Source organism: Patescibacteria group bacterium (assembly GCA_018817715.1).
GTDB lineage: Bacteria > Patescibacteriota > Patescibacteriia > Veblenbacterales > UBA10138 > JAHITT01.
On sequence record JAHITT010000004.1, the window covers coordinates 25204 to 50529 of the forward strand.

Here is a 25326-nt window from a genome sequence, read left to right on the forward strand (position 1 = left end):
GTTTATTTTTTATCCGTTAAACGACGCTTAGCGGAACGAACATTCAAACCTTTCAATTCTTTAGTAAAACTGTCTACATCTTGAAACGAACGATAAACCGAAGCAAATCTTATATAAGCCACTTGATCAAAATTTTTAAGCCTCTTCATAACTATTTCACCAATATCGCGCGAAGTTATTTCTGGTTTACGTCGTCGTTGAATATCACGTTCAATTTTTTGCACTAACCCCTTAAAACGATCAGCCGTATAGGGCCTTTTTTCCAAAGAATGCCTTAAACCAACTGATAACTTTTCTTTATTATATGGCTCATGACTACCATCCCTTTTAATAACCGCCAAATCCAATATTTCACTCTCTTCCACGGTTGAAAAACGAAAATTACATTTAGTACACTCCCGACGACGTCTAATATTCAAACCATCCGCTACAACGCGTGAATCAGTTACTTTAGTGTCGTAATAATTACAAGAAGGACAATGCATATTTATTATTCCTACTACAATATATAGTAGCACCAATAACTATTCTACCCCTATATGTAGTGGTACGTCAAAAATCGTCAAAACCTTTATTTTTGTTGGTTTTTTATAAAATAAGCAGCCAGTACATTCAAAATTGTGGATAAACCTAAAACCCGTCCTCATAAAAGAGGGCGGGCTGTCAATTCTAGAGTCGTAAAATATTTAAAACTTTTACTTACCTAATTTTCTCCTAATAAAAGGCGGAATTTCATAATCATCTTCCACTTTACTGGCCGGTTTGTCCTTAACAGTGGGATTGCTAACCATCGGCCGGCTAACCAGAGGTGAAGCTGGTTTTTCAAAAGGAATTTCTTCAGTTTTAACAGTTGATTTAACTTCACCGCGAGCCAAAGACGAAGGCGTATAAGAATTATTCGGCAAAGGATTAATATTTTTCTTCGTTTTGGATTGTTCAGCAAAACCAGTCGCTATAACAGTTACCTTAAGCTGATCCTTCATACTCTCATCAATAACCGCACCAAAAATAATTTTAGCATTGGAATCAGCTGAACTAGTTATCACCCGAGCAGCTTCATTAACTTCATACATAGTCAAGCTAGGTCCGCCAGTAATAGTAAATAATATGCCCTTAGCACCATCAATACCAATTTCCAACAAAGGAGAATCAATAGCTGCCTTGGCTGCTTCCACCGCCCGATCCTCACCGCTGGCCTGACCAATACCCATTAAAGCTGAACCTGTTCCGCTCATAATAGCTTTAACATCAGCAAAATCCACGTTAATTAATCCTGGTATAGTAACCAATTCAGAAATACCCTGAACACCTTGCCGCAGAACTTCATCAACAATACTAAAAGAATCCAACAAAGAAGTCTTTTTATCTATTAATTGCAGCAAGCGATCATTAGGTATGGTAATAATAGTATCCACCTTATCCATTAGTTCATCATAACCTTGTTCAGCCACTCCTCGTCGCTGAGCACCTTCAAAACTAAAAGGCTTAGTTACAACAGCAATAGTTAAAGCGCCGGCTTCCTTAGCCAGTTCAGCTATTAAAGGTGAAGCACCTGTACCAGTACCCCCACCCAAACCACAAGTCAAAAATACCATATCGGCACCCTTTAAAGCCTCTTTTATCTCGTCCCGACTTTCTTCAGCGGCTTTACGCCCCAATTCTGGATCCATACCCGCTCCCAAACCACGGGTGATAGCCGAACCAATATGGATTTTGGTTGAAGCTCTGGAATAATGTAAAGCTTGAGCATCAGTATTAATAGCCAAAAACTCAACGCCTCTTATTTTTCCGGAAATCATGCGATTAACAGCCGAGCCGCCCGACCCCCCCACGCCAACGACTTTTATTTTGGCCAATGTTTCAATTTCTGGTTTAACTTCCATAAAAACTTGGTTAATAAAATAAAATTAAGGAATAACTGATTTAAAAATTTTTTTAAAAACTCCACTTACTTGTTTTATTTGTGAAAATCTAGGCCATTTAAATCCACTACTACCACTATCCGTCTGCTGATTAATTCCCCAACGTAATAAACCGATAGCCGTAGTAAAAGAAATATCATTAATTCTTTCTAAAGGACTAGTTACGTCCAAAGCATAACCTAAACTGGCGGGTAAACGAAATTTCTTCTTAGCTAAATCTAATAATCCTGGCAATTTTGCCCCACCACCAGTTAAAACTATTCCAGCAGGTAATTTACCTGAACGATCCAATTTAATAAGTTCTTTATCAATCATTTCAAAAATATCTTCTAACCTGGCTTCAATAATTTCCGCCACCTGCCGACGATTCACCCGACCTTCTTCATTAGAAAATTCAGATAAATCAATTTCCTCTCTTTTACCAACTTCATCCGGCATGGCCTGACCATAATCCATTTTTAATCTTTCTGCGACATCAATAGAAGTTCGTAAACAAATTGCTATATCATTGGTAATGTGGCCAGAACCTACTGGCAAGACAACAGCATGCAAAGGATCTCCTTCTTCTAAAACCAACAAACTAGTGGTAGAACCACCGATATTAACAACTGCCACACCCAATTCTTTTTGTCTTTTACTAACAACTGCCTCGGCGTTAGCTAAAATACCTAAAACCAAATCATCAATATCTACACCAGTACGATAAACACACTTTGTTAAATTTTTTATCTGAGCAGATTGACCTTGAATAATCTGCGCCTCCACCTCCAAACGAACACCAGTCATACCGACTGGATCTTTTATACCCGGCTGACTGTCCACACTATAACTACGGGGTAAGACATGTAATATTTCATAATTAGGTGGCACTGCTACAGCCTGAGCCGCTTCCACTACACGTACAACATCATCTTCGCCGATTTCTCCGTTTGGTTTAGAAACAGCAATTACTCCGCGACTAGATTGAGAAACAATATGATTACCATTAATGCTAACTAAAACATGCTCGACTGGGGCGCCAAGCATTCTTTCGGTTTTTTCTAAACAACTGGAAATAGAAGTAACGGCGTCTTCTATACTGGTTACCACACCACGATTTATTCCATCCGAAGGAACCTCGGCTAAACCAATAATCTGTAACTGATCAGTCGAAGAAACTTGAGCAACCGCCAAACGAACATCGGTTGAACCTATATCTAATCCGGCAATAATACTTAGTTTGGCCATGAGAACAATTAAAAAATAAATCTATATACTTTTTTAGTATACAACTTATTAAACCAATCTGCCAACTAAACCCATGAACAATTAAATTGTTCAGGTCTAGTTATTGAATATTAAAAAAAGCCCAACCACGACGGCTAAGCCAGCGGCCAAAAGTACCAAAGCTGCCAACATGTCCTTTAATCGACCTACTGCCTCGGAAAACTTGGGCTCCAAAAGATCCATTAATCTTTCCAAAATAGTATTTAATATTTCACCAGATAAAACAAAAAAACAAATCAATAATAATAATAACCAAGCTAATAAATCCCAGTTATTCCACCAAGCGTAGCCTACAACTAAAATAGCCGCTAAAATTTCCCAACGAAAACTAACCTCCCGACGCCACAAATAAACCAAGCCCCGACCAGCATAACTAAAACGCCTTAACCATTGTTTTGCTATTCTAAATATAAACATAATTAAAATAAAATTCTTTTTTCTAAATCTCTCATTATTTTTCTTTCACTAACCACTAGATGATCATAACCGGCCAAATGAAGTAAACCATGACCAAAAAGAATGCTAAGTTCTTTAGCTAGAGAATGTTGGCGCCGTTTAGCTTGAATAATAGCTTGATCTAAACAAACAATAAGCTCCCCTACAATTGGCTCAACTTGATAAGTAAAAGATAAAATATCTGTTACTTTATTTTGATGACGGTGCCGAGTATTTAATTGACGCATCACTGGCCGACTAACAAAAACTAAAGACAATTCCTGCAAACTAAATCCGGTTACCAGATGAAATTTTTTTATAATTTTTTTGGTTTGCTTTAGAAAAGCGAACGGTATTACACCGCCGGCTAAATTATTATACTCAAAAACAAAACCAACTCCGAGCATTTATTTAAAATTATAAAGCTGGTGGATTATTACCACCTGGTGGCAAATTAACAACATTCTTAACTACCTGAAAAGACTTAACCATAGCCTGAAACAAATGATAATAGGAAGCTTGCGTACGCGTTCCGATATTATAACTTAAAGTCACCAAACTATTATTCAAAGTCGTATACAAATTAAGCCCATCCAAACTTCTAGCCCAGGTTAAATCACCAATAGTCACAATCGGAACCTCGGCAGGTTTTAAATTTGGCACCTGTTTAGCATACCAATCAACTGCTGTTAACTTCCCTGGATTATCCACTACTAAAACTTCAATAAATTCACCTTCTGCTCCAGAAAAAATTACTTCCGTGGTCTCTTGGTCTGTAGCTTTAGCTAACCAAGCTAAGGGGTATAAAATATCATAATTAAATTTCTCATTCTTATACCAGGAAAATTTTTCCGAGTCTATTAATTTGGCACCATCGGCTTTAATTGGATCATAACCCTGATTAACTTCACTTCCATCCAAATAACCGTCACTGTCACTGTCCGGCTTATTAACATCGGTACCAAAAATTGCCTCCTCCATATCCGTTAAACCATCTGCATCCTGATCACTAGTTAAACTAGGCGGTACGACTGACCGAACTTCTGTTATGGTTTCTTCTAATTGAACATTTATACCCAAAGGTCCAGCCAATTGTTCACCTGTTAACAAACCAGCCACCCCTTCTTCTAAAGAAAATTTTATAGTATAAACTAAACCGTCAGGGCTTTCATACAAATAAGGTAAACCGCCTGGTTCTGGATTAGTTGGCACTTTGTCCATATACAAAGGTGGCTGAGCTACGGCCGTAAAACCAATGGCTGCTAAAACCTGATAAGGTTGGCTACCTAAAATTATCGGCTGAACTGCTAAAGGATAACGTTTTTGTTCAGCTTTATAAATTTCCAAAGCTGCTTGAATATTACGAATATCTTTGTAACGCAAACGATCTCGTTCAGCTGGGGTAGCTGGTGCTGGTTCTTCTAAAGTCTCAGACTCCGAGGGGTCCGATATATTTTGAATAGGTTGATTAACGGCAACTGGTAAATTATTAGGTGCAACTGATTGAGAATTACGCAATAAAAAATATATACCAAAAGTAGCCGCCAAAACTACTGCTCCAATCGCCCCTAACCACCAATATTTCAAAAAAATATTATCTTTAGGTAAAGGAGCTTGATAAGTCACAGGCATAGTATAAATTTGCCCCCAAACTGATTCCTTAGTATTCTCAAGCGGGTTAATTTCTTCCTTGTCTATATTATCAGTAGTTTGATTTTTTATATTAAACACAATTTTTTTAAAAATAATTTAAGGTAATTCTAATAACTTTCCGTCACCCAAAGGATTATAACCATTAGTTACTTCTTGCCCATCAGAAAAACCATCGCCATCCGTATCCGACAACAAAGGATCTGTTTTATAGACTTTAACTTCTTCTCGGTCATACAAACCATCGCCATCCGTATCCGACAAAAAAGCATTAGTACCTAAAACCCCTTCTTCACTATCGGTTAAACCATCACCATCCTGATCTGGTAAGGGAGTATCCGGCCTAATATCAACTGGCTGATTATTTGTATTATCTACCACTGGCTCATTAGTGACAGATTCAGAAATTGAGTTTAAATTAGCCTGGCTACCATTACTAGAAGCGGATAACCAATAAATTAAACCGATAATTACACCGACGACGACGACAGCCACCACAAACCACAACCAACGTTGGCTAGCTAATTTTGTCTCCTCCAGATTGATTGTCCGAACTGGCGGAACAATTGCCGTAGCCGGATCCAAAGAAACTGAGGGTTGATTAGTAGCCGGACTATGACCAGAATCAGTATCTTTAAAAATATCTTCTACTGGAGCTTGATCGGCGCCAGGTTTAGTTTCTTCAAACATAATTTAAAAGACTAATAATAACTAATTTGTATAATAGCAAAAAAATCCAACCAAGTCTTTAATTATTCAACCGCCTCTAATTGCTTGGGGTCAATTTTTATATTTTGACTAGTTGAATTGTACTTATAACTATCACAATTATCATTGTTAGAAATTGTTACTTCGCCACTTGATAAGGACCAAATAATGTTTTTATATTCAAAATTAGCTAATAAACTATAGCCAGTCAAACCACCCTGGCCATTATAGATATATTGATAAACATGTGAACCCAAAGAACACTTAAAATTCTTAATTACTTCATTCCAACAAGTATTAGCATTATAACCACTACCACAATCAACTAATTTATTTTTTGGGTCCACTGGCAAACCAGCACCTAAAACATTGCCTAACTCCGATTGCCAAGACGGCCACGCACTGACTGTCCGCCCAGTTAAATAAGTTCCCGCTGATAAAACTGGATACGAACCTTTGGCTTGATAATAATCTTCCAAAGCGGTTCTTATAGTTCTTAAATCGGTTAACCTTTGATAATCACGCTTCAATTTACTTATTGAATCAGTTGAAGATAAATTAATATTAAATTGCCAATTATTTATTAACTCATTGAATATTTGAGTCATTGATTGTCCAGCTGATTTATTATAAGACAACACATAAATATTAGAATAGGCTTTCCCAGCAGTTAAATTAACCGCTCCAACGTAAACGCTATTACCATCCTGAATAGCCGAATAATCATCCAAATTACCAATTAATTTAGGGTTGGCTTTAATAATATCTGAACGGTTATTATACCAATCCATCGGATTTAACTGATTATTATTGCTATAAACTCTTAAACCAATAACATCCTCACTACCATCTATCCGCAATAAATATTCATTTAATAAATCGCCTTGACCCGGCAAGGGACCGGCTTTGATTAACTCTGGTAAACCAGCACTAGAATCGTTCACTGTCACGGATCGACAATAGCGCAAACGAAAATTATACTTATTATCATCAGATTGCCAAGGTACTTCACATAAATAAACCTCCAACAAAGCTGAAGTGCTGGCCTGACCAGCTAATTGATTTGAAGCATCAGCAATTACTTGTAAGGCCGCCCGACCATTTTTATTACCAGATACAGCCACTACAGATTGCTCAGATACTAAACCTGATAAGCTAACCACCCCAGCCGCATCACTCTTGGTCCATTTGTAAGAAGCATTAACGGCTACATCCTCTTTATCCCGGGCTTGGGCATAAAATTCTTGACCCTGACCAGGTTTATTATAAACATGATCTGCTGGATCAATAAAAACTTTATCAACCTGACAAACTTCCTGCCCAACTCTAAAATTCCACTGACAATTATTAACTGTGCCACAATCAAACCGACCAGACGGCAAAAAGACTTGATAACTACTATGACTGCTATTGGGTGGCAATAAATTGTTTTTAGGCGTAAAAATCAAACGACTACCTCGTAAACTAGTAGTACCTAGTATAGTTTCTATAATCTCCGGACAAGCATCTTCATTACAACCCGTTTTTAATACTAAATCACTAGCCTTAACTTCATTGGCTAAAGGTGGACGGTTAAAAGTCGCCACCACCACAGCATTACGACAAACATTTTGCGCCGAACCTAAGGGCTCCACTTTTATTAAACGTAAAACCGTACTATCTGGATCGCTTCCTACGTCTATATCTTTATCTGTTATATATAATCTACTTTGGTTTTCCTTATTCTCGCTAGAAATTTTAGCCTTAATCATAACTGGCTGATCAACCGCCGTCCAATCTTTAGCCGTCGCTCGAGATTTAAAACTATTAGATAAGGGAGTTACTGTAGCTTTAGTAGTATTATCGCTAGACCATTGCCAACTATAACCACTAGGCGACAAAATATTACAGTTACTTGCCACTGCCTGACCAATAAAATCTTTGGTATTATTAGGAGTCGTCAAACTAGAAATTTTAGCCTGGCTGGGTGACACCAAAACTTTATCTAAACTACAACTGCCAGTTGGTTTAACCCGCCATTGCCATACATAATCCTCAGCCAAATTTAATCCAACTAAGCTGACTACCGACTGCTTAATAGTTGCCTGATACCAATAACCAGGCTGTAAATTAGCTACCGATTTGGCTGTAAAACCCTCAGCACCGCTTTGACTACTAGGCAGTATTTCAATAGTTTCCCAATTAATTTCCGTTTGACAATCTGATTGATTAAATATATCAGCCTGGCCACAGACTCGTAATTTTATATTAGCGACCGTCAGACTACTTGCTAACATACTTTCGGTAAAACGAACCGACACCAAAGTATTGTTGCAGCTTAAATCATTCAAAGCCGGACTAGGACTCTGCGTACCAGATAAACAGGCAGTATATTCCACAACTTTAGGTTGTTTAACCACTGTTTGTCCGGCACCCGAAACCTGCAAAATCTTACAATTTGATTTTAATCCGTTAGAAGTAACACAAACCTGATGACGACCAGCTGCTAAAGCATTAAGAGCTCCTAAAACTGGCGTCTGAGTATAAATTTCATCATCTTGCCAATAAAATTCTGGACTAAACTTATTCGCCAAAAAATCACTAAATGATAATTTATTACCTATGGACTGATTACCAAAACGTTCACCTGTCACCTTAACCGCCAGCGGCAACTCCTCTATCGCAACTTGATTAGGAGCTAAAGAACAAATACCTGGTCCAACCGGATTATTATTAACTGTAAAATTTTCTAAGTTGCTAGGCTTATTAGAACTATTAGTACCAGTTGAGGCAGTTGTTAATTGCAACATGTAATCACCCAGTGGCAAACCTTGAGGAACTTTTACGGTAATATCCGTCTCTTGCCACCAATTACTACACTGACCGGGCGCCTCAGCTATCCAAGAATTACTGCCCGACCAAAATTTAACTACACCTGGTTGATCACCAAAATTATATCCTTGCAAACTAATAAATTGATCAGACGCCCCCTGATTAGGCGACACCTTATCTAAATAAGGACTTAAAGATTTAAAAGATAATTCATTAGATTTGCTGAAGCCAACCCTTAGACTAACTCGACCACCTTTAGCTGTTAAACCGTCCTGATCATAAGCCGGACCAGTATCTGTACCCACAGGCAAACGCACCTTAACCTGTCCGTCAACACAAGCAACCCGTAAACTATGGCCTACTGGATAATGAGATTGTCCATTCCAACATAAAATATTCTCTAAATTATCAAAACTATTATTACCTGACAGCAAACCATTAAAGTCGACTTCCCCATCTAAAAATAAATTCTCACCAGCCAGAGTCACAGTTTGTCCGTAATTAGTCGCTGACGGCTCAACCGAACTTAATATCGGACTACACTGTAAAGTTAAACCTGTAGTAAACTGCCAAATATAATCATCACCACTGCCATCTGCTTGGCCGTTACTATTACCATCTAAAGGATTACCACAAGTATCTGTTATCCCTTCTGGTCCGCTTTTCAGAATTACCTCATACTGAGTACTGGCCGATAAACTTAATCTCTGTCCACCACTAGTCTGAGCATAAAAAGTAACAATCTGGAAATTATTACCAAAAGAGGGCTGACTTAATTGCATAACTGAAGTTGGATTGTCTTTTTCTCTTAATATAACATTGCCGTAAAAACTAGCAGCGTCCATTGGTTCATTAAACGCAATTTGAATAGGTGTTTCCCGACAAACTTCAGTCTTATTTTCAGCAGGTTCGGTAGTAACCACTTTAGGCAATTGGCTGTCAGACTGTGTACCAGTAGTAAATTGCCAAGTTTTACCCGGATCAAGTTTAAACCGTAAGCTATTAACGCTTACTATACCAGCGCTACCACCCTGCAAACTAACCTCATATTGTGTATTGGGTGAAAAATCTTGACCTAAATGACGATAAGAAATAATTGCCGCGTCACTGCTTGGAAAAAATTGGCCACCACTAAAAGCCTCCCCGTCCGATATTTTAACTATTTTAAAACTATTAACATTTACCTGATCACGTTTAACTGATTGATTAAACTCCACCTGAACATTGCTACACAAACTTACACCAGTACCCCCAGGGTAAGTTCTTTTTGTTTGCAAGTACTGTGCCCCAGCTGTTGGTAAACAAGGGGGTAGGCTACCATCAGGACACAAACTACTGTCACCTGGACCACCATCACCATTATTATTTATCGCACCTGTTAAACGATTAAAAATAAAAGTCGCTATACCAAAAGAAGCCAAAATAATTACCAAACCAATAACAGCTGAAGATAATATTTTTTTTGCTTGAGTAATTTTTTCTTCATTACCTTGCGAAGTCAACCAAATATAGCCGGCATAAATAATTAAAACAACGGCTATAATACCCAAAACACCTAAAAATATATTTATAATATTAGCCACCGTTTCAATTAACGGCTGATTACCTAAATTAACATTACCTTGCTCTAAATTATCTAAACCGAACTCTTGGGCGTAAACGACATAATAACTAAAAATAAAAGCAGACAAACCAACCAACCAACCGGTTGATTTAGTCAAAATTTTTTTGACTGAAATAATAAAAAAATTTGGTTTGTAAAACGTCATTTTTTAATAATGGCTAATAATTTTATAAAAATTTAATTCTTTAAACTTTCAACCACTAAAGCGCTGACAGTTCCACCATCCACCGAACCTTGATAATAATCCAAAACAGCTTTGGTTAATTTACCGCGATCCTTATCTTGAGACAAAGCTAACTCATTTTTCAATTTAATAATTTGTTTTTTAATATCCTCCAAGGCCGGGGCCGGCGGCAAGTAAGTAACCAGAACTTTATCTTCGGCTAATTCTTTATTGGCTAAATCAACTCGACCAGCCTCCTTGTAAAGCTGGGCCGCTTCTTTACGTCTTTTACTTTCCCGCCGAATAATTTGCATACTATTAGCTTCAGTTAACTCCTTATTTTGTGCTCTTAAAGAAATTACTTCATTAGCCAAAGCGGCCTTAAGCATTCGCAAGACTTGAAGGTCTTCCGAATGCCCCCGGGCCGCTTTTTTTATATCTTCGACTAAGCGCTCACTAATTGTCTGATTAGACATATTAATTAACGTAAGGTTCTTTTAATAAGAGCTTTAATCTTAGGGTTACGACTGCGCAAATCTTCTTCCGTTAATTGACCAGTTTTGCGCAAATACTCCTTACGTCCCCTAATTTTCTGACGACGAACAGCATCCACCCTTTGCTCCCCTTTACTTTTCGTCGGCTCAAAACGTTGGCGCTTTTTAGTACGCAGTATAATGCCTGATTGCTGGACTTTTTTAGAAAAACGACGAATCAGTCCTTCGACCGATTCTCCATCTTTTCTTTTCACTTCTATCACTTTGCGTCACCTCCTTTTTAAAATAAGGTACTAATCTTTAAAGCTTTCAATTTGAAAGCACCCTAATTGTACCGATTTTTTTGCCCTAAGTCAAGGCAAAAAACTCTCCCAAAACCTAATCCAAAAGAACTAAATGATTTATCAATTATTTATTTTATTTACCCAAAACATCTTGAGCCAAAGAAACTTCAGTCCGATAAGCCACTAAACGCTTCTTTACTTCATTGACTATTTTTTTAAGATCAACCGTTTCCTGAATTCCGTTTTCCATATCTCTCACAATTACCGTACCATCCATCATTTCTTTTTGACCTAAAACCAAAGTATACTTAACACCTAAACGATTAGCACTCTCCAATTGAGCCTTTAAACCATCCTTAGCAAAATTTTCTCCAACCCTCACACCCTGATTTTTTAAATCTTCAAATAGTTTCAAAGCTAATTTTTTAGCTTCATTACCTAAACAAGCCAAAAACACATCCGGATTATTAGGAGCTGGTAAGTCTACTTGACGTTGTTTCATTTCATTAACTAAACGATCCACACCTGCAGCAAAACCGACGGCTGCTGTTTCTTGCCCACCTAATTCAGCTATTAAATTATCATAACGACCACCCGCCGCCAAAGCGGTTTGACCTCCTTCATCATCTTGACTCCAAATTTCAAAAACCGTTCTAGTATAATAATCCAAACCTCGCACCAAATAAGGATTCAATTGATAAGTCAATTCCACGCCATCCAAGTATTCCAAAACAGTCACAAAATGCTGGCGGCAATTTTGACATAACGAATCTACCAACTGAGGAGCGTTTTTGGTCAAATCTCGACAAGCTGGTTCTTTACAATCCAACAAACGTAAAGGATTACGTTGCAATCTTTTTTTACAATCCTCGCATAAATCTGATTTTTTAGTTCGATAATAATCCTGCAAAGCCTGGCGATAATCCACTCGACAATCCGGACAACCAACACTATTTATTTGAACCGTTACCGGCAAACTCAAGCTTTGACACAAAGACAAAGCTGTTAAAATTATCTGACTGTCGGCCATGGCCGAAGGGTCACCTAATATTTCATAGTCAATCTGCCAAAAGCTTCTATACCGACCAGCTTGCGGACGTTCATGCCTAAAAATTGGCCCTAAAGAATATACTTTAACTGGCTGAGGCCAAGCTAACATACCATGCTCTATATAAGCCCTAGCTAAACCTGCCGTGTATTCCGGCCGTAAGGTTAAATGATCACCTGACTGGTCTACAAAAGAATACATTTCTTTCTCGACAATATCCGTGGCCGTACCAATTGCTCGAGTAAACAAAGAAGTCTTTTCTAAAATTGGCGTTTCCAAACGACTATAACCATAAATATCAGCCTGCTTAACTATCTGCTCATTAATATAATTCCACCACAACCAATCAGTTGGCATAATATCATGCATCCCTCTAACTAACTGAGGAGTAGAAATTCTTTTCTGCTTCACACCAGACTTAGCCGCCAAAGCCAAAGCCTCCTTTTCTGAACGACTAGTTTTTTTATTAGAATTTTTATTGTTAAACATCATAGGCTCTTAATTGATTACCGATAGATTAAAAATAGCTAACCGATCAAATGGCCAAGCTCTTAGCCAACTACGGCCAACTATCTCCCTTTTAATAATCGGCCCAAAACTCCGGGAGTCCAAACTAGCACCTCGGTTATCCCCCAAAACATAATACTGATCAATTTGCAAAGTAATATCCTGATCACCTTGAGTAATTACACCCGTTGGCAAATAATCTTCCGTTATTTTTTCCAATGACTGTCCATTTATTGCCAACCAAACAGCCCCTTCTTTAATAACCACCCGGTCATGAGGCAAACCAATTATTCTTTTTATAAAAAATTCCCTTTCATTTCTAGGATATCTCAATACTACTACTTCACCGCGTTTCACTTCTCTAAAGCGAAAACTTATTTCATCAATCAATAAATAATCACTATTCAAATAAGTCGGCTCCATTGATTCACCTTTAACATAAAAAGGTTGCACTAAAAAATAACGAACTGGCAAAATAATCGCCAATGATATCAAACCGACTTTAATTACTTCGCTTAAAAATTGTCCAGTCTCTTTCCAATAATTAGACATAGTTTAATAGAATTACGAATTACGAATAATGAATCAAGACTAAACTTATAAACACTAAATTCTTAATTCTCTATTCTTAATTCTAAATTATGGTGGACGCACCTGGATTCGAACCAGGGACCTTTGCAATGTGAATGCAACGCTCTAACCAACTGAGCTATGCGTCCTTAACTCTTCACTTTACGACCACTATTATAATTGACACAGAAACATAGCTAATGCTACCATTTTTTTTACTAACTGTAAAGATACTTATGGCGGAATTTAAAGACTTACCAACTAACTCAATCAGTTATCATGAACCACCAGCCGCTCGGGGGAAATTTTTTTTGTATGGGGTTTTTATTCTGCTAAGTCTAACGGTAATTTGGCTAGCCAGACAACCTCATGTTCAAGCAACTTTTATTGATTGGAATAATTATTCATTATGGGAAAACGTTAAACGTTTAACTAGTAGTGAAGACAAAGCCTTGCTCGGTGAAAACGACGGCCGGATAAATTTTTTGCTGCTCGGCCAAGGTGGTCCAGGACATGACGGACCGTATTTAACCGATACAATTATGCTAGCCAGCTTAGACACCAAGCATAAAAATGTTGGTTTGTTGTCTTTGCCACGAGACTTAGTAGTTAATATACCCGGTTTTGGTGCCCGTAAAATAAACAATGCCAACGCTTTTGGTGAATTAAAAGGCAATGGTTTGGGCCCCTTATTAGCTAAAGAAACTATTAGCCAACTTTTAGACCAACCAATTCATTATTATGTCCGCTTAGATTTTTCTAGTTTCGTTTCTTTGGTGGATGATTTAGGTGGTTTGCCAATTAATATAGAACAAAGCTTCACCGATAGTCAGTATCCAGGGCCAAACTATAGTTTTACTGTTGTTAATTTTGAAACCGGTCAACAAACTTTATCTGGCGAAAAAACTTTACAATATGTTCGCTCTAGGCATGGTAGTAATCAACAAGGCTCTGATTTTTCACGAGCTAAACGTCAACAACAAGTTCTACTAGCTCTAAAAGATCAATTATTATCTGCTAAAACATTATTTAATCCGCGTAAAATTCTCCATCTTTATCAAGATATTTCCCAAGGACTACTAACCGATATTACCGCCCAAGAAACAGTTCGGCTAGCTAATTTATTAAGCGGCCTAAAAACCCAAAATATCCGACATCGAATAATCGACACTTCACCCGGCGGCCTGCTTAAAGAAGCTACCGGCGGTGACGGAGCTTATTTACTCCTACCTAAAACAGCTGACTATTCTGATATTAAAAAATTAGCCGCTGATTTACTGGCTAATTCCGGCCCATTGGCCGAAAACCCCTACTTAATCATTGAAAATGGCACCACCATACCTGGTCTAGCTGAATCAGTTACCCAAACCTTAAAAAATAAAGGCCTAACCAATATAATCTTTGGCAATGCTAATCGCCGTGATTTCCCCCGCACGATATTGTATGATTACAGTGGTGGACAAAAACCAGACAGTCGCCAACTACTGGAATCATTTTTCGGTCTAAACGCCGTAACTTTAGAACCAGTAACTACTAATTCCGAACAGGCGGATTTTCGTCTTATTTTAGGACGTGATCGAGCACCTAACTAAAATTTTATGTCTAGACCAGTCAGACCACAAGTATTATTAATCGGCCGAACTAATGTCGGTAAATCCACTTTATTGAATCGTCTATCTAGCCAAGGACAATCTCTGGTCTCAGCTGAAAAAGATACCACCCGAGACAATAATTTGGGTTTGGCTAATTGGCGAGATAAAAGTTTTTTTATTGCTGACAGCGCTGGCTGCTCAGCGAATTTTATCAAACAAACAAAGGATTCACCAACTCATAAACTAATTAAAGAAGTTGATGTGGTGGTAATGGTTATTGATGGACAAACTGGATTAAGTGACTTAGAAATAAACCTAGCCAAATGGCTTTATCGTTTAAAAAAACCAGTCATCCTGGCGATTAATAAAATAGATGGTCAGGCTTGGCGTAATCAAGCGGCCAATATTCATCTAGGTTTTAAAGAAAAAATAATGGTCTCAGCTAAAACCGGCGTCGGCCTGGGTGATTTATTGGATTTAATCTACAAACACTTAAAAGAAAGCCATCTGCCCAAAGCCAGTTATTGTTTTACTTTAATTGGTAAAACTAATGTCGGTAAATCCTCCTTATTTAATAAGCTTCTTAGACAAGAAAGAAGTTTAGTGTTGGAAACACCCCATACCACGCGAGATCGACAAACTGATTGGTTTAATTGGCAAGGCAAACTTTTAGAATTAAGAGATACTGCCGGTGTTAGGCGTCAGCTTCAAGCGGCTCCCCATTTAGAAAAACAAAGTGTCAAACAAACTAAACACAGCTTCACTGATAGTGATGGCTTACTGCTAGTTCTAGATGGAAACGAGCCAGCCACCTGGCAAGATCAAAGATTAGCTGGCGAAATAAAAAATAGCGGCTTACCGATTGTTGTACTATTAAATAAATCCGATTTAATCAAGGACCAAGAAGATAGAAAATTAGTAAGTAAAAACTTAAGTCACTATTTTCCCTTTATTTCCTTCAGTCCACTACTGTGGGTGTCGGCGCACAGCCACCAAGGACTAAAAAACGTCATTCCCACACTACTCCAAGTCAGACAAAACGCCGAAAGACAGTTGACCGAAACGGAATTAAAAAAGTTTTTTGCTTTTTTGAAAAAAACTGAACCAACTCGTAACTTAACTCTAAAAAGTTTCACCCAAACCAGTACGGTACCACCACGTTTTGTTTTAGCAGTAAAAACCAGAGAACGACTGCCTCAAGCTTTGGGCAACTGGGTGGAAAGTAAACTTAGGCGTCTGTTTGATTTTACTGGCACGCCTATTAAAGTTCGCTTGCAGGGTGTACGCCAAACTAATACTTAATTTATGAGTCGTCCCACACCAGACAATTCGCTACTACTGGTCGGCCTAGGCAATCCCGGCTCAGCTTATAAATTAACTAGACATAATTTCGGGTGGTTAGTCTTGGACGCCTTAGCTAAAAAACAACAAGCTACCTGGCTTAAACAAAATAAATTTTCTGGAGAATTAGCCTCTTTTAAACTGGCTAGCCAAACCATTCGTCTACTTAAACCTCTAACGTTTATGAATCAATCTGGTTTAAGCGTTAAACTGGTAACAGATTATTTTAAAATCAAAAAAAATAATATCTGGTTATTACATGATGATTTAGACTTACCCTTAGGTAGTATTCGGTTATCCTATCAAGCCAGTGCCGCCGGACACAATGGCGTCCAAAGCATCTTTAAGGCTTTAGATAAAATAATTGATTGGCGGTTCCGTTTAGGTTTAGGCCGATCAGATCAAAATATACCTACTGAATCTTTTGTTTTACAAAAATTTTCAACAACCGAACAAAAAATAGTAAAAAAAACGATTACTCTAGCTGTGGCTCTTTTGGAACAAAGTTTGGCCACCAGCCAACCAACTTCACAAACTAGAACAATCAACAAATAATTTTACTATCCTTCTTTAAAAAAATTAAAAATACCAACCCTATAAAAAGGTTGGCTTATAAACTGGTTTATAATTTTTGTGCTTAAGTCTACTTATCAGCGTTAAACGATCCAGAAAACTGGTTCAGCCTAACTTTGCAGATGTCTCTCATTAAGGAGGGGTCACAAGAGGCATCACTGACAAGTAGACCAAAACACACAAAATATATTAGTAGGCAAAATCTTATCACAAGATTAAGCTACTGTCAACAGTATAACAAACAAATTAGTCAAACAAAAACCTATTATTCATGCTTAAAAATAACCTGCCTAACAACCTGTCGGCCCAGGCTTATTTTATCGCCAATCTCCCCCCCACCGCTCTTAATAACGGTGTTTTGTGGTACTTAACCAACGCCAAATTACAACCAGTCGCCCAAGCCTTATTAAAATTTTTTATCAAACTTAATCAACAGCCAATCAAACTATTTAATTGGCCAGAAAACTTTATTGATTGGCTGGCAACCAACCAACACCCACAAGCTAATATTTTAACTCTGCCAGCTGAATACCTAAACTTAAGTTTACCTAATGCTACTAGTTTATCTAAAGGCCAAATTATTCTGAAAGTAGGCCAAATTATAAAACCCCTAGCTGTCCTAAATCATTTGCAATCGGTCGGTTATCAACCTGGACCCTTAGTGGACCAAGGCGGTTGGTTTGTAAAAAAAGGCGGTCTGTTGCAGATAACTGATCAAGCAACTAGTTGGCTTATATCTTGGAACAACAATACCATCGAAAACATTCAACAATTTAATTTGGAAACCGAAAGCCCTCTTAAACAAATAAGCGCTATTACTCTAGCGCCCCTAAGACTGACTGCCGATCCTAACTGCACAATAAAAAACTTTCTTAAACCAACCAGCCAACTAATAGCGGCGCCAATAAATTTAGACTGGTCTAGAATTAAACGTCTTAACTGTGATCCCCTACAACCTTCTCCCAGCTTTACCAACTTGCCTCGTTTTGGCAAACAATGGGATTTATTTTACTCTTATTTGCAAAATCAATTGGCTCAAGGCCAAACTATAAAAATAATAACTGCCGAACCAATCGACCTAAAATACCACCTCCAAGACTATTTAAACAAAGTTGAATTAATCGAAGCACCAGCTGATTTAATAAATGAGCTAACTGGTTTTAAAGATTTGATTAAACAAACTATTTTTTTAACCGACCGAGAAATCATCGGCCTAAGTCAAAGACAAAAAACAACCGGCCTTAAATCTTATGAAAAAATTTCCGCTGGTGATTATCTCGTTCATATTGACCATGGCATTGGACGCTTTGAGGGATTAAATGAACAAACAGTTGACGGCCTAACCCGAGAATACTTTGCCTTAAGCTATGCCGATGATGATAAACTTTATGTACCCATTGAACATACCGACCGTTTATCGCGTTATTTGGGCAATCCCCACCCTAAACTACAACGTCTTAGTAGCGCCAGTTGGTGGCAAATAACCAAAAAAGTAAAAGCTGAAGCTATGGCTTTAGCTAGTGAACTTTTACAACTCTATGCCCAGCGCCAACAAAGTCAAACTAAAGCTTGGCAACAATTTCCCGAAGAAGAAGTACTAGCTGCTTCTTTCCCCTGGCCGCTGACCGCCGACCAATTAAAAACCTGGCAGGATATTACAGCTGATTTAGAACAAAATAAACCCATGGATCGGCTAATTTGTGGCGACGTTGGTTTTGGTAAAACTGAACTAGCTGTCCGAGCCAGTTTAAAAGCAATTCTGAACGGTTACCAAGTGGCCCTACTGGCCCCGACGACTATTCTAGCTCAACAACATTTTGACACTTTTAGTCAAAGGTTAAAAAAATTTCCTATAACTTTAGGCCTACTGACCAGAGCTCAAGGCTCAGCAACTATTAAACAGATTAAACAAAATTTAACCAATCAAAAAATTGACATTGCTATAGGTACGCACGCTTTATTATCCAATGATGTAATCTTTAAAAAATTAGGCTTATTAGTAATTGATGAAGAGCAACGATTCGGCGTTAAACAAAAAGACCAGCTTAAAAAAATCCGGCCCGACTTACATGTTATCTCCTTGTCCGCCACACCTATACCCAGAACTTTAAATTTAGCCTTAGCTAACATTCGAGATTTATCCCTTATTAATACTCCACCTAGCAACCGCTTATCCATAAAAACTTTGGTCCAACCTGAAAGTAACCAACTTATTAAACAAGCTATTACTTTAGAAATTAATCGTGGGGGACAAGTTTTTTATTTAGTCAACCGCATTAAGGATTTGCCAGCCGTCCAAAATAAATTAAAAAAACTACTACCTCATTTAACCCTAGGGGTCATCCACGGCCAAATGTCACCTAAAAATGTCGCTGACACCATGCACCGGTTTGACCAAGGACAATTAAGCTTACTCTTGGCCACAGCCATGATAGAACACGGATTGGATTTTCCTAACGTTAATACTTTACTGGTAGAAAAAGCTGACCGGTTTGGTTTGGCTGATTTATACCAATTGCGTGGTCGCGTTGGCCGCAGTTCCACCCAAGCCTATGCTTATTTTTTAATTGGCCCCAAACCAACCAGCCAGGCCACCAACCGGCTAAACAGTTTACTAGAAGCAGAAAGTTTAGGTAGTGGCTTAAGCTTGGCTTTAAAAGATATTGAATTGCGAGGCGCTGGTGCTATTTTAGGCAAAGAACAACATGGCAATGTATCGGCGGTTGGCCTGCATCTTTACGGCCAGCTTCTCCAACAAGCGGTGGCTGAAATAAAAAATAACCAACCTTCTCCCACTATACCCGAAGTTATGTTGCGTTTACCTTTGGAGGCCAGACTTAGCCCACAATTAAACCTAAGCCAAAGTGCCAGGCTAAACCTGTATCAAAAATTAGCCGCTGTTCGCCAACCAAACGAATTACTAAACGAAGCAACTACTTTATTAGGTCGACCTTTAAATAACGACCAACCAGATCAATTACTTAAAAATTTACTAACCCTGCTAGAAATAAAACTTTTAGCCGAACAAGCCAGACTGCGAGAAGTCTCTTGTCAAAGCGGTTCCCACTTTGGTCAATTTATTTTGCGTTGGTTAGAAAAACCCTCGCCAGAAATTAACCAACGATTAAAAAATTTCGACCCCAGCTGGCGCCAAACAGAAACTGGTTGGCAAGCTCATCATCCTTTAGCCGCCGGCGCTTGGCTTCCCTGGCTTAAAGAAAGTCTGCGACAAATTAAAAAATCAACCTGGCTTAACTAAATAAATAACTTGCCCATAAACCAGTTATTTATTTATAATCACTAATATAAGCAGTCTAAATTTAGGAGGAATTTATGACTAATTTAACAGAAGAGCGCTTGTACTATCTGGCCTGGTCTTGGTTTTATAAAGTTGGACCAACTAAAATAAACCAGCTAACAAAAAAATTCGGCAGTTTAACCAAAGCCTGGCACGGCTCAACCAGCGCTTTTAATAAATTAGGCTGGGAAGAAAAATTAATAGCCGACTTTTTAACTTATCGCCAATCAACCGAACCTAGTGCCCTTAAAGCTAAATTGCAACAACTTAATATAGATTTTTGCACGCCGCTAGATAAAGCTTACCCCGACTTACTTAAACAAATTTGTTCCCCGCCGACTGTTATTTACTACCAAGGCGATATTACCATTTTAAGTAAACGTTGTTTGGCAATTGTTGGCAGCCGGCGCCCCACCGCTTACGGACAAAGATTAACCGAAGAATTAGCTTCAGCTGCGGCTCGAGCCGGTTTAACCATTGTTTCTGGTTTGGCTTATGGTATTGATGCCATTGCCCACTTAGCTTGTCTAAAACAAAACGGCTCAGCAGCTGCTGTACTGGCCGGTGGCTTGGATGATATTTATCCCAAAATCAATTATCACCTGGCCCAAAAAATAATAGACTGCAGTGGACTACTGCTTAGCGAATATCCACCGGGCACACCTTCGCTAAAACAACATTTCCCTTTGCGTAACCGTCTGATTGCCGGACTTAGCCAAGCCATTTTAATAACTGAAGCCGCGGCCAATTCTGGTTCTTTAATTACTGCTCGTTTGGGGCTGGATTACAATCGGGAAATCGCCGCCGTACCCGGTAGTATTTATTCTGCCTTATCCCAAGGCTGCTTGGAGCTTATTAAACAAGGTGCTAAAACTATTTGTTCAACCAAAGACCTTCTGGAAATTTTTAATTTGGTGGCCAGTGACCATCAACCAACCGAATCTCTAACTTTAGACGAAGAAAAATTTTTAAAAGATTTACCTTTGCAAAGTCTGCCTTTAAAACAAATTATGGAACTAACCGGCCAATCAGCCAGTCAAGTTTTAGCCAACTTATCCGTCTTGGAAATAAAAGGTTATATTAAATCCTTGGACGGCGAAAATTTCTCGCGTTTATACTAAAATCTTAATGAACCAGTTTGACAAGTGGATAAAGCTGTAGTATCTGTTAGAAATGATTAGGTTTGATAATTTATTTATATTTTTGTGGCTAATAACTTAGTTATCGTTGAATCTCCTACCAAAGCCAGAACCATTGGCAAATTTTTAGATTCCTCTTACCAAGTGGTGTCGTCCTACGGGCATATTCGTGATTTACCTAAATCCAAATTGGGTATTGATTTGGAAAACAACTTCTCACCCGATTATATTATTTCACCAGGAGCCAAAAAAAATGTCACGGCCTTAAAAAGTCAAATCAAAAAAATCGATATAGTTTATTTGGCAACAGACGAAGACCGCGAAGGTGAAGCCATTGCCTGGCATTTAGCTGAAGTTTTGGCTTTAAAACCTAAGCAAACCAAAAGAATTGTTTTTCACGAAATCACTCAAGAAGCTATTACTGCCGCTTTACAAAAACCTCGGCAAATTAATGATAATTTAGTCAAAGCCCAAGAAGCTAGGCGTTTGCTGGACAGATTATATGGCTATAGTGTCTCGCCGATTCTGTGGCGCAAAATAAAACCCGGTTTATCAGCCGGCCGAGTGCAAAGTGTAGCGGTTAAACTTATTGTGGAACGAGAAAAATTACGCCTTAAATTTAAATCCAGTCAATTTTGGGATATTGCGGCTGACTTTATGGCTAAAGGCGGACAATTCCAAGCCCAACTAACCGAATTTAATAACCAACCAGTAGCCAGCGGCAAAGATTTTAACGCCGACACTGGACAACTTAAAAATAAGCTAGCTGTTTGGTTAAAACAAACTGAAACGGAAAAATTAATTCAAGATTTACAAAACCAAACCGGTACTATTAGCCAAGTCGACAGTAAACCGTTTAACGAAAACCCTTGGCCACCTTTTACCACCAGTACCTTACAACAAGAAGCAAACCGCAAATTAAGATACTCGGCCAGGCGCACCATGCAATTAGCCCAAAGTTTATATGAACAAGGTTACATTACCTACATGCGTACCGATTCCACCTTGCTGTCTCAACAAGCTTTAACCGCCGCCCGGCAATGGATTAAAGAACAATACGGCGATAAATATTTAAGCCCGCAAGTCAGACAATACCAAACCACTAGCAAAAACGCTCAAGAAGCTCACGAAGCCATTCGACCAGCTGGTTCAACTTTCCAACCTTTAACTCTAGTTAAACAACAAGTCGACGAAGACGCTTTTAAACTTTACGAACTAATTTGGAAAAGAACTGTGGCTTCGCAAATGGCTTCCAGTCAAGGTGTACGCTTAACCGTTAAAGTAACTGTTAGTCAGGCGATTTTTACAGCCAAAGGAAAAACTTTTAGTTTTGATGGCTACCGCCGAGCCTATATAGAAGGTTCCGATGACCCAGAAACCGATTTAACCGAACTGGAAACCGTTCTGCCACCCTTAACCAAAAACGAATCAGTTAAAGCCTTGGCCATGCAAGCCAAAGAACATCTTACCCAACCGCCCAACCGTTTAACTGAAGCGGCTTTGGTAAAAGAAATGGAAACTCGCGGTATTGGCCGACCATCTACTTACGCCGCCATTATTGAAACAATCCTGCGCCGTGAATATGTAAATAAAAAAGGCACAGCCTTAGTACCGACCTTTACCGCCTTTGCTGTTACTAATTTATTAGATCAATATTTAAGCCAATTTATTGATTACAATTTTACCGCGCAGATGGAAGATAAATTGGACAATATTGCTTTAGGTCAAGGCGACCATAAAGATTACTTACGCGACTTTTACTTTGGCAATAATCAAACCGGACTACAACCGATTTTAGAACATGTTAAAGATCAAATAGATCCCCGCTTAACCAGCGGCGTAACCATTGGCCAAAAAGACGACCAACCGATTGAAGTGCGCATTGGCCGTTATGGCCCCTTTATCCGCTGGCAAGATAAAACCGTTAGCCTGCCTATAGATATTACGCCCGACGAATTAACAGTGGACAAAGCCTTAGAATTATTACAAACCGGTGGCAACGGCCCTAAAGAATTAGGCACCCATCCTGATAACGGACAAACTATTTATGTTAAAGTGGGCAGGTTCGGCCCCTATGTTCAATTGGGCGAAACACCGACCAAAACTGGCGATAAAGCCAAAGACAAATTATTACCTAAACCCAAAATGGCTTCTTTGCTTAAAGATATGTCGCCGGACACGGTTACTTTAGAACAAGCTTTAGAATTATTAAGCTTACCCAAAGAAATCGGTCTTAATCCTAAAAATAACGAAATCATTTGGGCCGCCAACGGACGATTCGGTCCTTATATTAAATGCGGAATAGACACCAGAAGTTTAAACAATGGCTTAACACCTCTTAATGTTACTTTAGAACAAGCTTTAGAACTTTTGGCTCAAGATAAAAAAACCAGCCGTCGCACCGCCGAAACTCTTAAAGAACTAGGCCAGAGCGAAGACGGTAAAACCATTAAAGTAATGAACGGCCGCTACGGCCCTTATGTGTCAGATGGCAAAACCAATGCCACCCTGCCCAAAAACGAATCCGCTGAAACAATTACTTTAGCTAAGGCTTTGGAACTGATACAAGAAAAACAAGGCAAGCCTAAAAAAAGACGCCGTAGTAAGAAATCTGAATAATTAATCAAATTTTATTTAACCAACCCCTTGCCTAGCAAAGGGTTGGTTTTTTATTTCTGCCTTTATCAACTATGTCATTGCAAGCGTAAATGACTTGTCCGCTTGTCATTGCGAGGAATGTAATGACGAAGCAATCTAAATCTTATGAACAACTTACTTAATCAAACCTGTCAGCCTTGCGAAGGAGGAAGCAATCCAGATCGCCTCAGTCCCCCGCGGCCGCGGGGTCTTTCGCGATGACAAAAAGAATATGTCACTACGAGGAAGAGGTCTCGCGCGTACGCGGGGGACGACTGACGTGGCAATCTAGACTGCCATGTTTCACCCGCCTTTGGCAGATTCGCTCGCAGTGACATAATGATTTATAGTTTTATTTCATCTTTTAAATTCTAAGTTTATTCAACTAACCATTGACAAATCCCCCATTTAGGTGTATTATATATAGTTATTTATTATGCCCAAGTCGTAATAAATAGCCAGTTTTTTAACAAACATTTATCTTGGTTGATTTATTAAGGGGAAAAGAATAGCTAACTGACCAAACCGGTTATAACTAGTTTGACTCAGCTGGGCTATTTATTTAATTAAACAGTTTTTTAAAACAAAGTTTAATGGCTTCCCCTAATAAACTAATCAAGATAAATTATAAATCACAAAAACACAGGAAGGACAAAATGAAAATATTAATTAAAAAACAAGACGGCGGAATTAAACGCCGTTCAGAAATTACAGCAACGGTAGGTAAAATCTGCCACGGTAATCCTCGAGAAAACGGCGATCTGGAAATTTCTATTATTAATGGCTCAGCCGAAGACTTAGTTAAATTAACCAATGCTGGCATTCCATTTATGGTCGTTATAGAAAATTCTAAAAAACTTAAAAAGAAAAATTATGAAATATTTTTCTTTTTCTTGGTAATAATCATAGGTCTAATCTTGGCCATAACAAGTCCTCACTTAGCCAATGAAAACAAATTTGTTTCCATCGGCGGTGGAGCTTTGTATTTAATTTTTAGTACTTTGTTTTTATACTACCGTAAAACAAAAATTTCCGGACCAGCCAGAATATTATTCTACTCATGCAGTTTATTCCTTACCCTAATTGGTACTTACGGCGTTGTTAAATTTCCTTTAATAAACAGCCTAGACCAAATGGGTTTACTGATAAAAATTCTGGAATGGATACTGTCATTATTCATCCTTGGGGTTACTATTCAAATAAGTTTAAAACACTTAAAAATCAATAACACAACATTCCCCGGCGCCGAGGACTAAATCGGGCA

At 38.4% G+C, this 25326-nt stretch carries 19 protein-coding genes and 1 tRNA gene; 7 read left to right on the plus strand and 13 right to left on the minus strand.

Annotation, left to right across the window (positions count from 1 at the left end; all coding sequences use genetic code 11):
* Positions 1 to 2: 2 nt before the first annotated feature.
* The 13 genes from nrdR to KKC17_01720 form a co-directional block, all read right to left on the minus strand.
* On the minus strand, positions 3 to 485 hold the full coding sequence (gene nrdR / locus KKC17_01660; GenBank protein MBU1038923.1) for a transcriptional regulator NrdR: 483 nt from the start codon (positions 483 to 485) through the stop codon (positions 3 to 5).
* Positions 486 to 695: 210 nt separating this feature from the next.
* On the minus strand, positions 696 to 1883 hold the full coding sequence (ftsZ, locus tag KKC17_01665) for a cell division protein FtsZ (GenBank protein MBU1038924.1): 1188 nt from the start codon (positions 1881 to 1883) through the stop codon (positions 696 to 698).
* Between the two features lie 24 nt (positions 1884 to 1907).
* Positions 1908 to 3149 (minus strand): cell division protein FtsA, encoded by a 1242-nt coding sequence (ftsA, locus tag KKC17_01670; protein MBU1038925.1) that lies wholly within the window; start codon positions 3147 to 3149, stop codon positions 1908 to 1910.
* 96 nt (positions 3150 to 3245) lie between these two features.
* Positions 3246 to 3605 (minus strand): diacylglycerol kinase, encoded by a 360-nt coding sequence (locus KKC17_01675; protein ID MBU1038926.1) that lies wholly within the window; start codon positions 3603 to 3605, stop codon positions 3246 to 3248.
* A 2-nt stretch (positions 3606 to 3607) separates the two neighbouring features.
* Complete coding sequence (gene ybeY, locus KKC17_01680; protein ID MBU1038927.1) at positions 3608 to 4030, minus strand: rRNA maturation RNase YbeY; 423 nt, start codon at positions 4028 to 4030, stop codon at positions 3608 to 3610.
* Positions 4031 to 4040: 10 nt separating this feature from the next.
* Positions 4041 to 5354, minus strand: a complete 1314-nt coding sequence (locus KKC17_01685; protein ID MBU1038928.1) for a thrombospondin type 3 repeat-containing protein — start codon at positions 5352 to 5354, stop codon at positions 4041 to 4043.
* Positions 5355 to 5372: 18 nt separating this feature from the next.
* Positions 5373 to 5963 carry a hypothetical protein gene (locus tag KKC17_01690; GenBank protein ID MBU1038929.1) on the minus strand — a complete coding sequence of 197 codons (591 nt, stop codon included), beginning with the start codon at positions 5961 to 5963 and terminating at the stop codon, positions 5373 to 5375.
* A gap of 62 nt (positions 5964 to 6025) precedes the next feature.
* A complete protein-coding gene (locus tag KKC17_01695; protein ID MBU1038930.1) occupies positions 6026 to 10513 on the minus strand; it encodes an Ig-like domain-containing protein in 4488 nt (1495 codons plus the stop codon).
* Between the two features lie 80 nt (positions 10514 to 10593).
* On the minus strand, positions 10594 to 11055 hold the full coding sequence (locus KKC17_01700) for a GatB/YqeY domain-containing protein (protein MBU1038931.1): 462 nt from the start codon (positions 11053 to 11055) through the stop codon (positions 10594 to 10596).
* Between the two features lie 5 nt (positions 11056 to 11060).
* Positions 11061 to 11327 carry a 30S ribosomal protein S21 gene (locus KKC17_01705; GenBank protein ID MBU1038932.1) on the minus strand — a complete coding sequence of 89 codons (267 nt, stop codon included), beginning with the start codon at positions 11325 to 11327 and terminating at the stop codon, positions 11061 to 11063.
* Between the two features lie 163 nt (positions 11328 to 11490).
* Positions 11491 to 12897 (minus strand): histidine--tRNA ligase, encoded by a 1407-nt coding sequence (hisS, locus tag KKC17_01710; GenBank protein ID MBU1038933.1) that lies wholly within the window; start codon positions 12895 to 12897, stop codon positions 11491 to 11493.
* 6 nt (positions 12898 to 12903) lie between these two features.
* On the minus strand, positions 12904 to 13464 hold the full coding sequence (gene lepB, locus KKC17_01715; protein MBU1038934.1) for a signal peptidase I: 561 nt from the start codon (positions 13462 to 13464) through the stop codon (positions 12904 to 12906).
* Positions 13465 to 13554: 90 nt separating this feature from the next.
* Positions 13555 to 13631, minus strand: a tRNA-Val gene (locus tag KKC17_01720).
* A gap of 87 nt (positions 13632 to 13718) precedes the next feature.
* On the opposite strand from KKC17_01720, the gene KKC17_01725 reads away from it, so the two are divergent.
* From KKC17_01725 to KKC17_01755, 7 genes are all read left to right on the plus strand, one after another.
* Positions 13719 to 15074 (plus strand): LCP family protein, encoded by a 1356-nt coding sequence (locus KKC17_01725; GenBank protein MBU1038935.1) that lies wholly within the window; start codon positions 13719 to 13721, stop codon positions 15072 to 15074.
* A gap of 6 nt (positions 15075 to 15080) precedes the next feature.
* Positions 15081 to 16376: a ribosome biogenesis GTPase Der gene (gene der, locus KKC17_01730; GenBank protein MBU1038936.1), complete on the plus strand. Its 1296-nt coding sequence runs from the start codon at positions 15081 to 15083 to the stop codon at positions 16374 to 16376.
* A gap of 3 nt (positions 16377 to 16379) precedes the next feature.
* Positions 16380 to 16970 carry an aminoacyl-tRNA hydrolase gene (gene pth, locus KKC17_01735; GenBank protein ID MBU1038937.1) on the plus strand — a complete coding sequence of 197 codons (591 nt, stop codon included), beginning with the start codon at positions 16380 to 16382 and terminating at the stop codon, positions 16968 to 16970.
* A gap of 289 nt (positions 16971 to 17259) precedes the next feature.
* Positions 17260 to 20247 carry a DEAD/DEAH box helicase gene (locus KKC17_01740; protein ID MBU1038938.1) on the plus strand — a complete coding sequence of 996 codons (2988 nt, stop codon included), beginning with the start codon at positions 17260 to 17262 and terminating at the stop codon, positions 20245 to 20247.
* Positions 20248 to 20321: 74 nt separating this feature from the next.
* Positions 20322 to 21407 (plus strand): DNA-processing protein DprA, encoded by a 1086-nt coding sequence (dprA, locus tag KKC17_01745; protein MBU1038939.1) that lies wholly within the window; start codon positions 20322 to 20324, stop codon positions 21405 to 21407.
* Positions 21408 to 21491: 84 nt separating this feature from the next.
* Positions 21492 to 24044, plus strand: coding sequence for a type I DNA topoisomerase (topA, locus tag KKC17_01750; GenBank protein ID MBU1038940.1), 2553 nt, complete (start codon positions 21492 to 21494; stop codon positions 24042 to 24044).
* A gap of 674 nt (positions 24045 to 24718) precedes the next feature.
* Positions 24719 to 25318 (plus strand): hypothetical protein, encoded by a 600-nt coding sequence (locus KKC17_01755; GenBank protein MBU1038941.1) that lies wholly within the window; start codon positions 24719 to 24721, stop codon positions 25316 to 25318.
* Positions 25319 to 25326 lie beyond the last annotated feature (8 nt).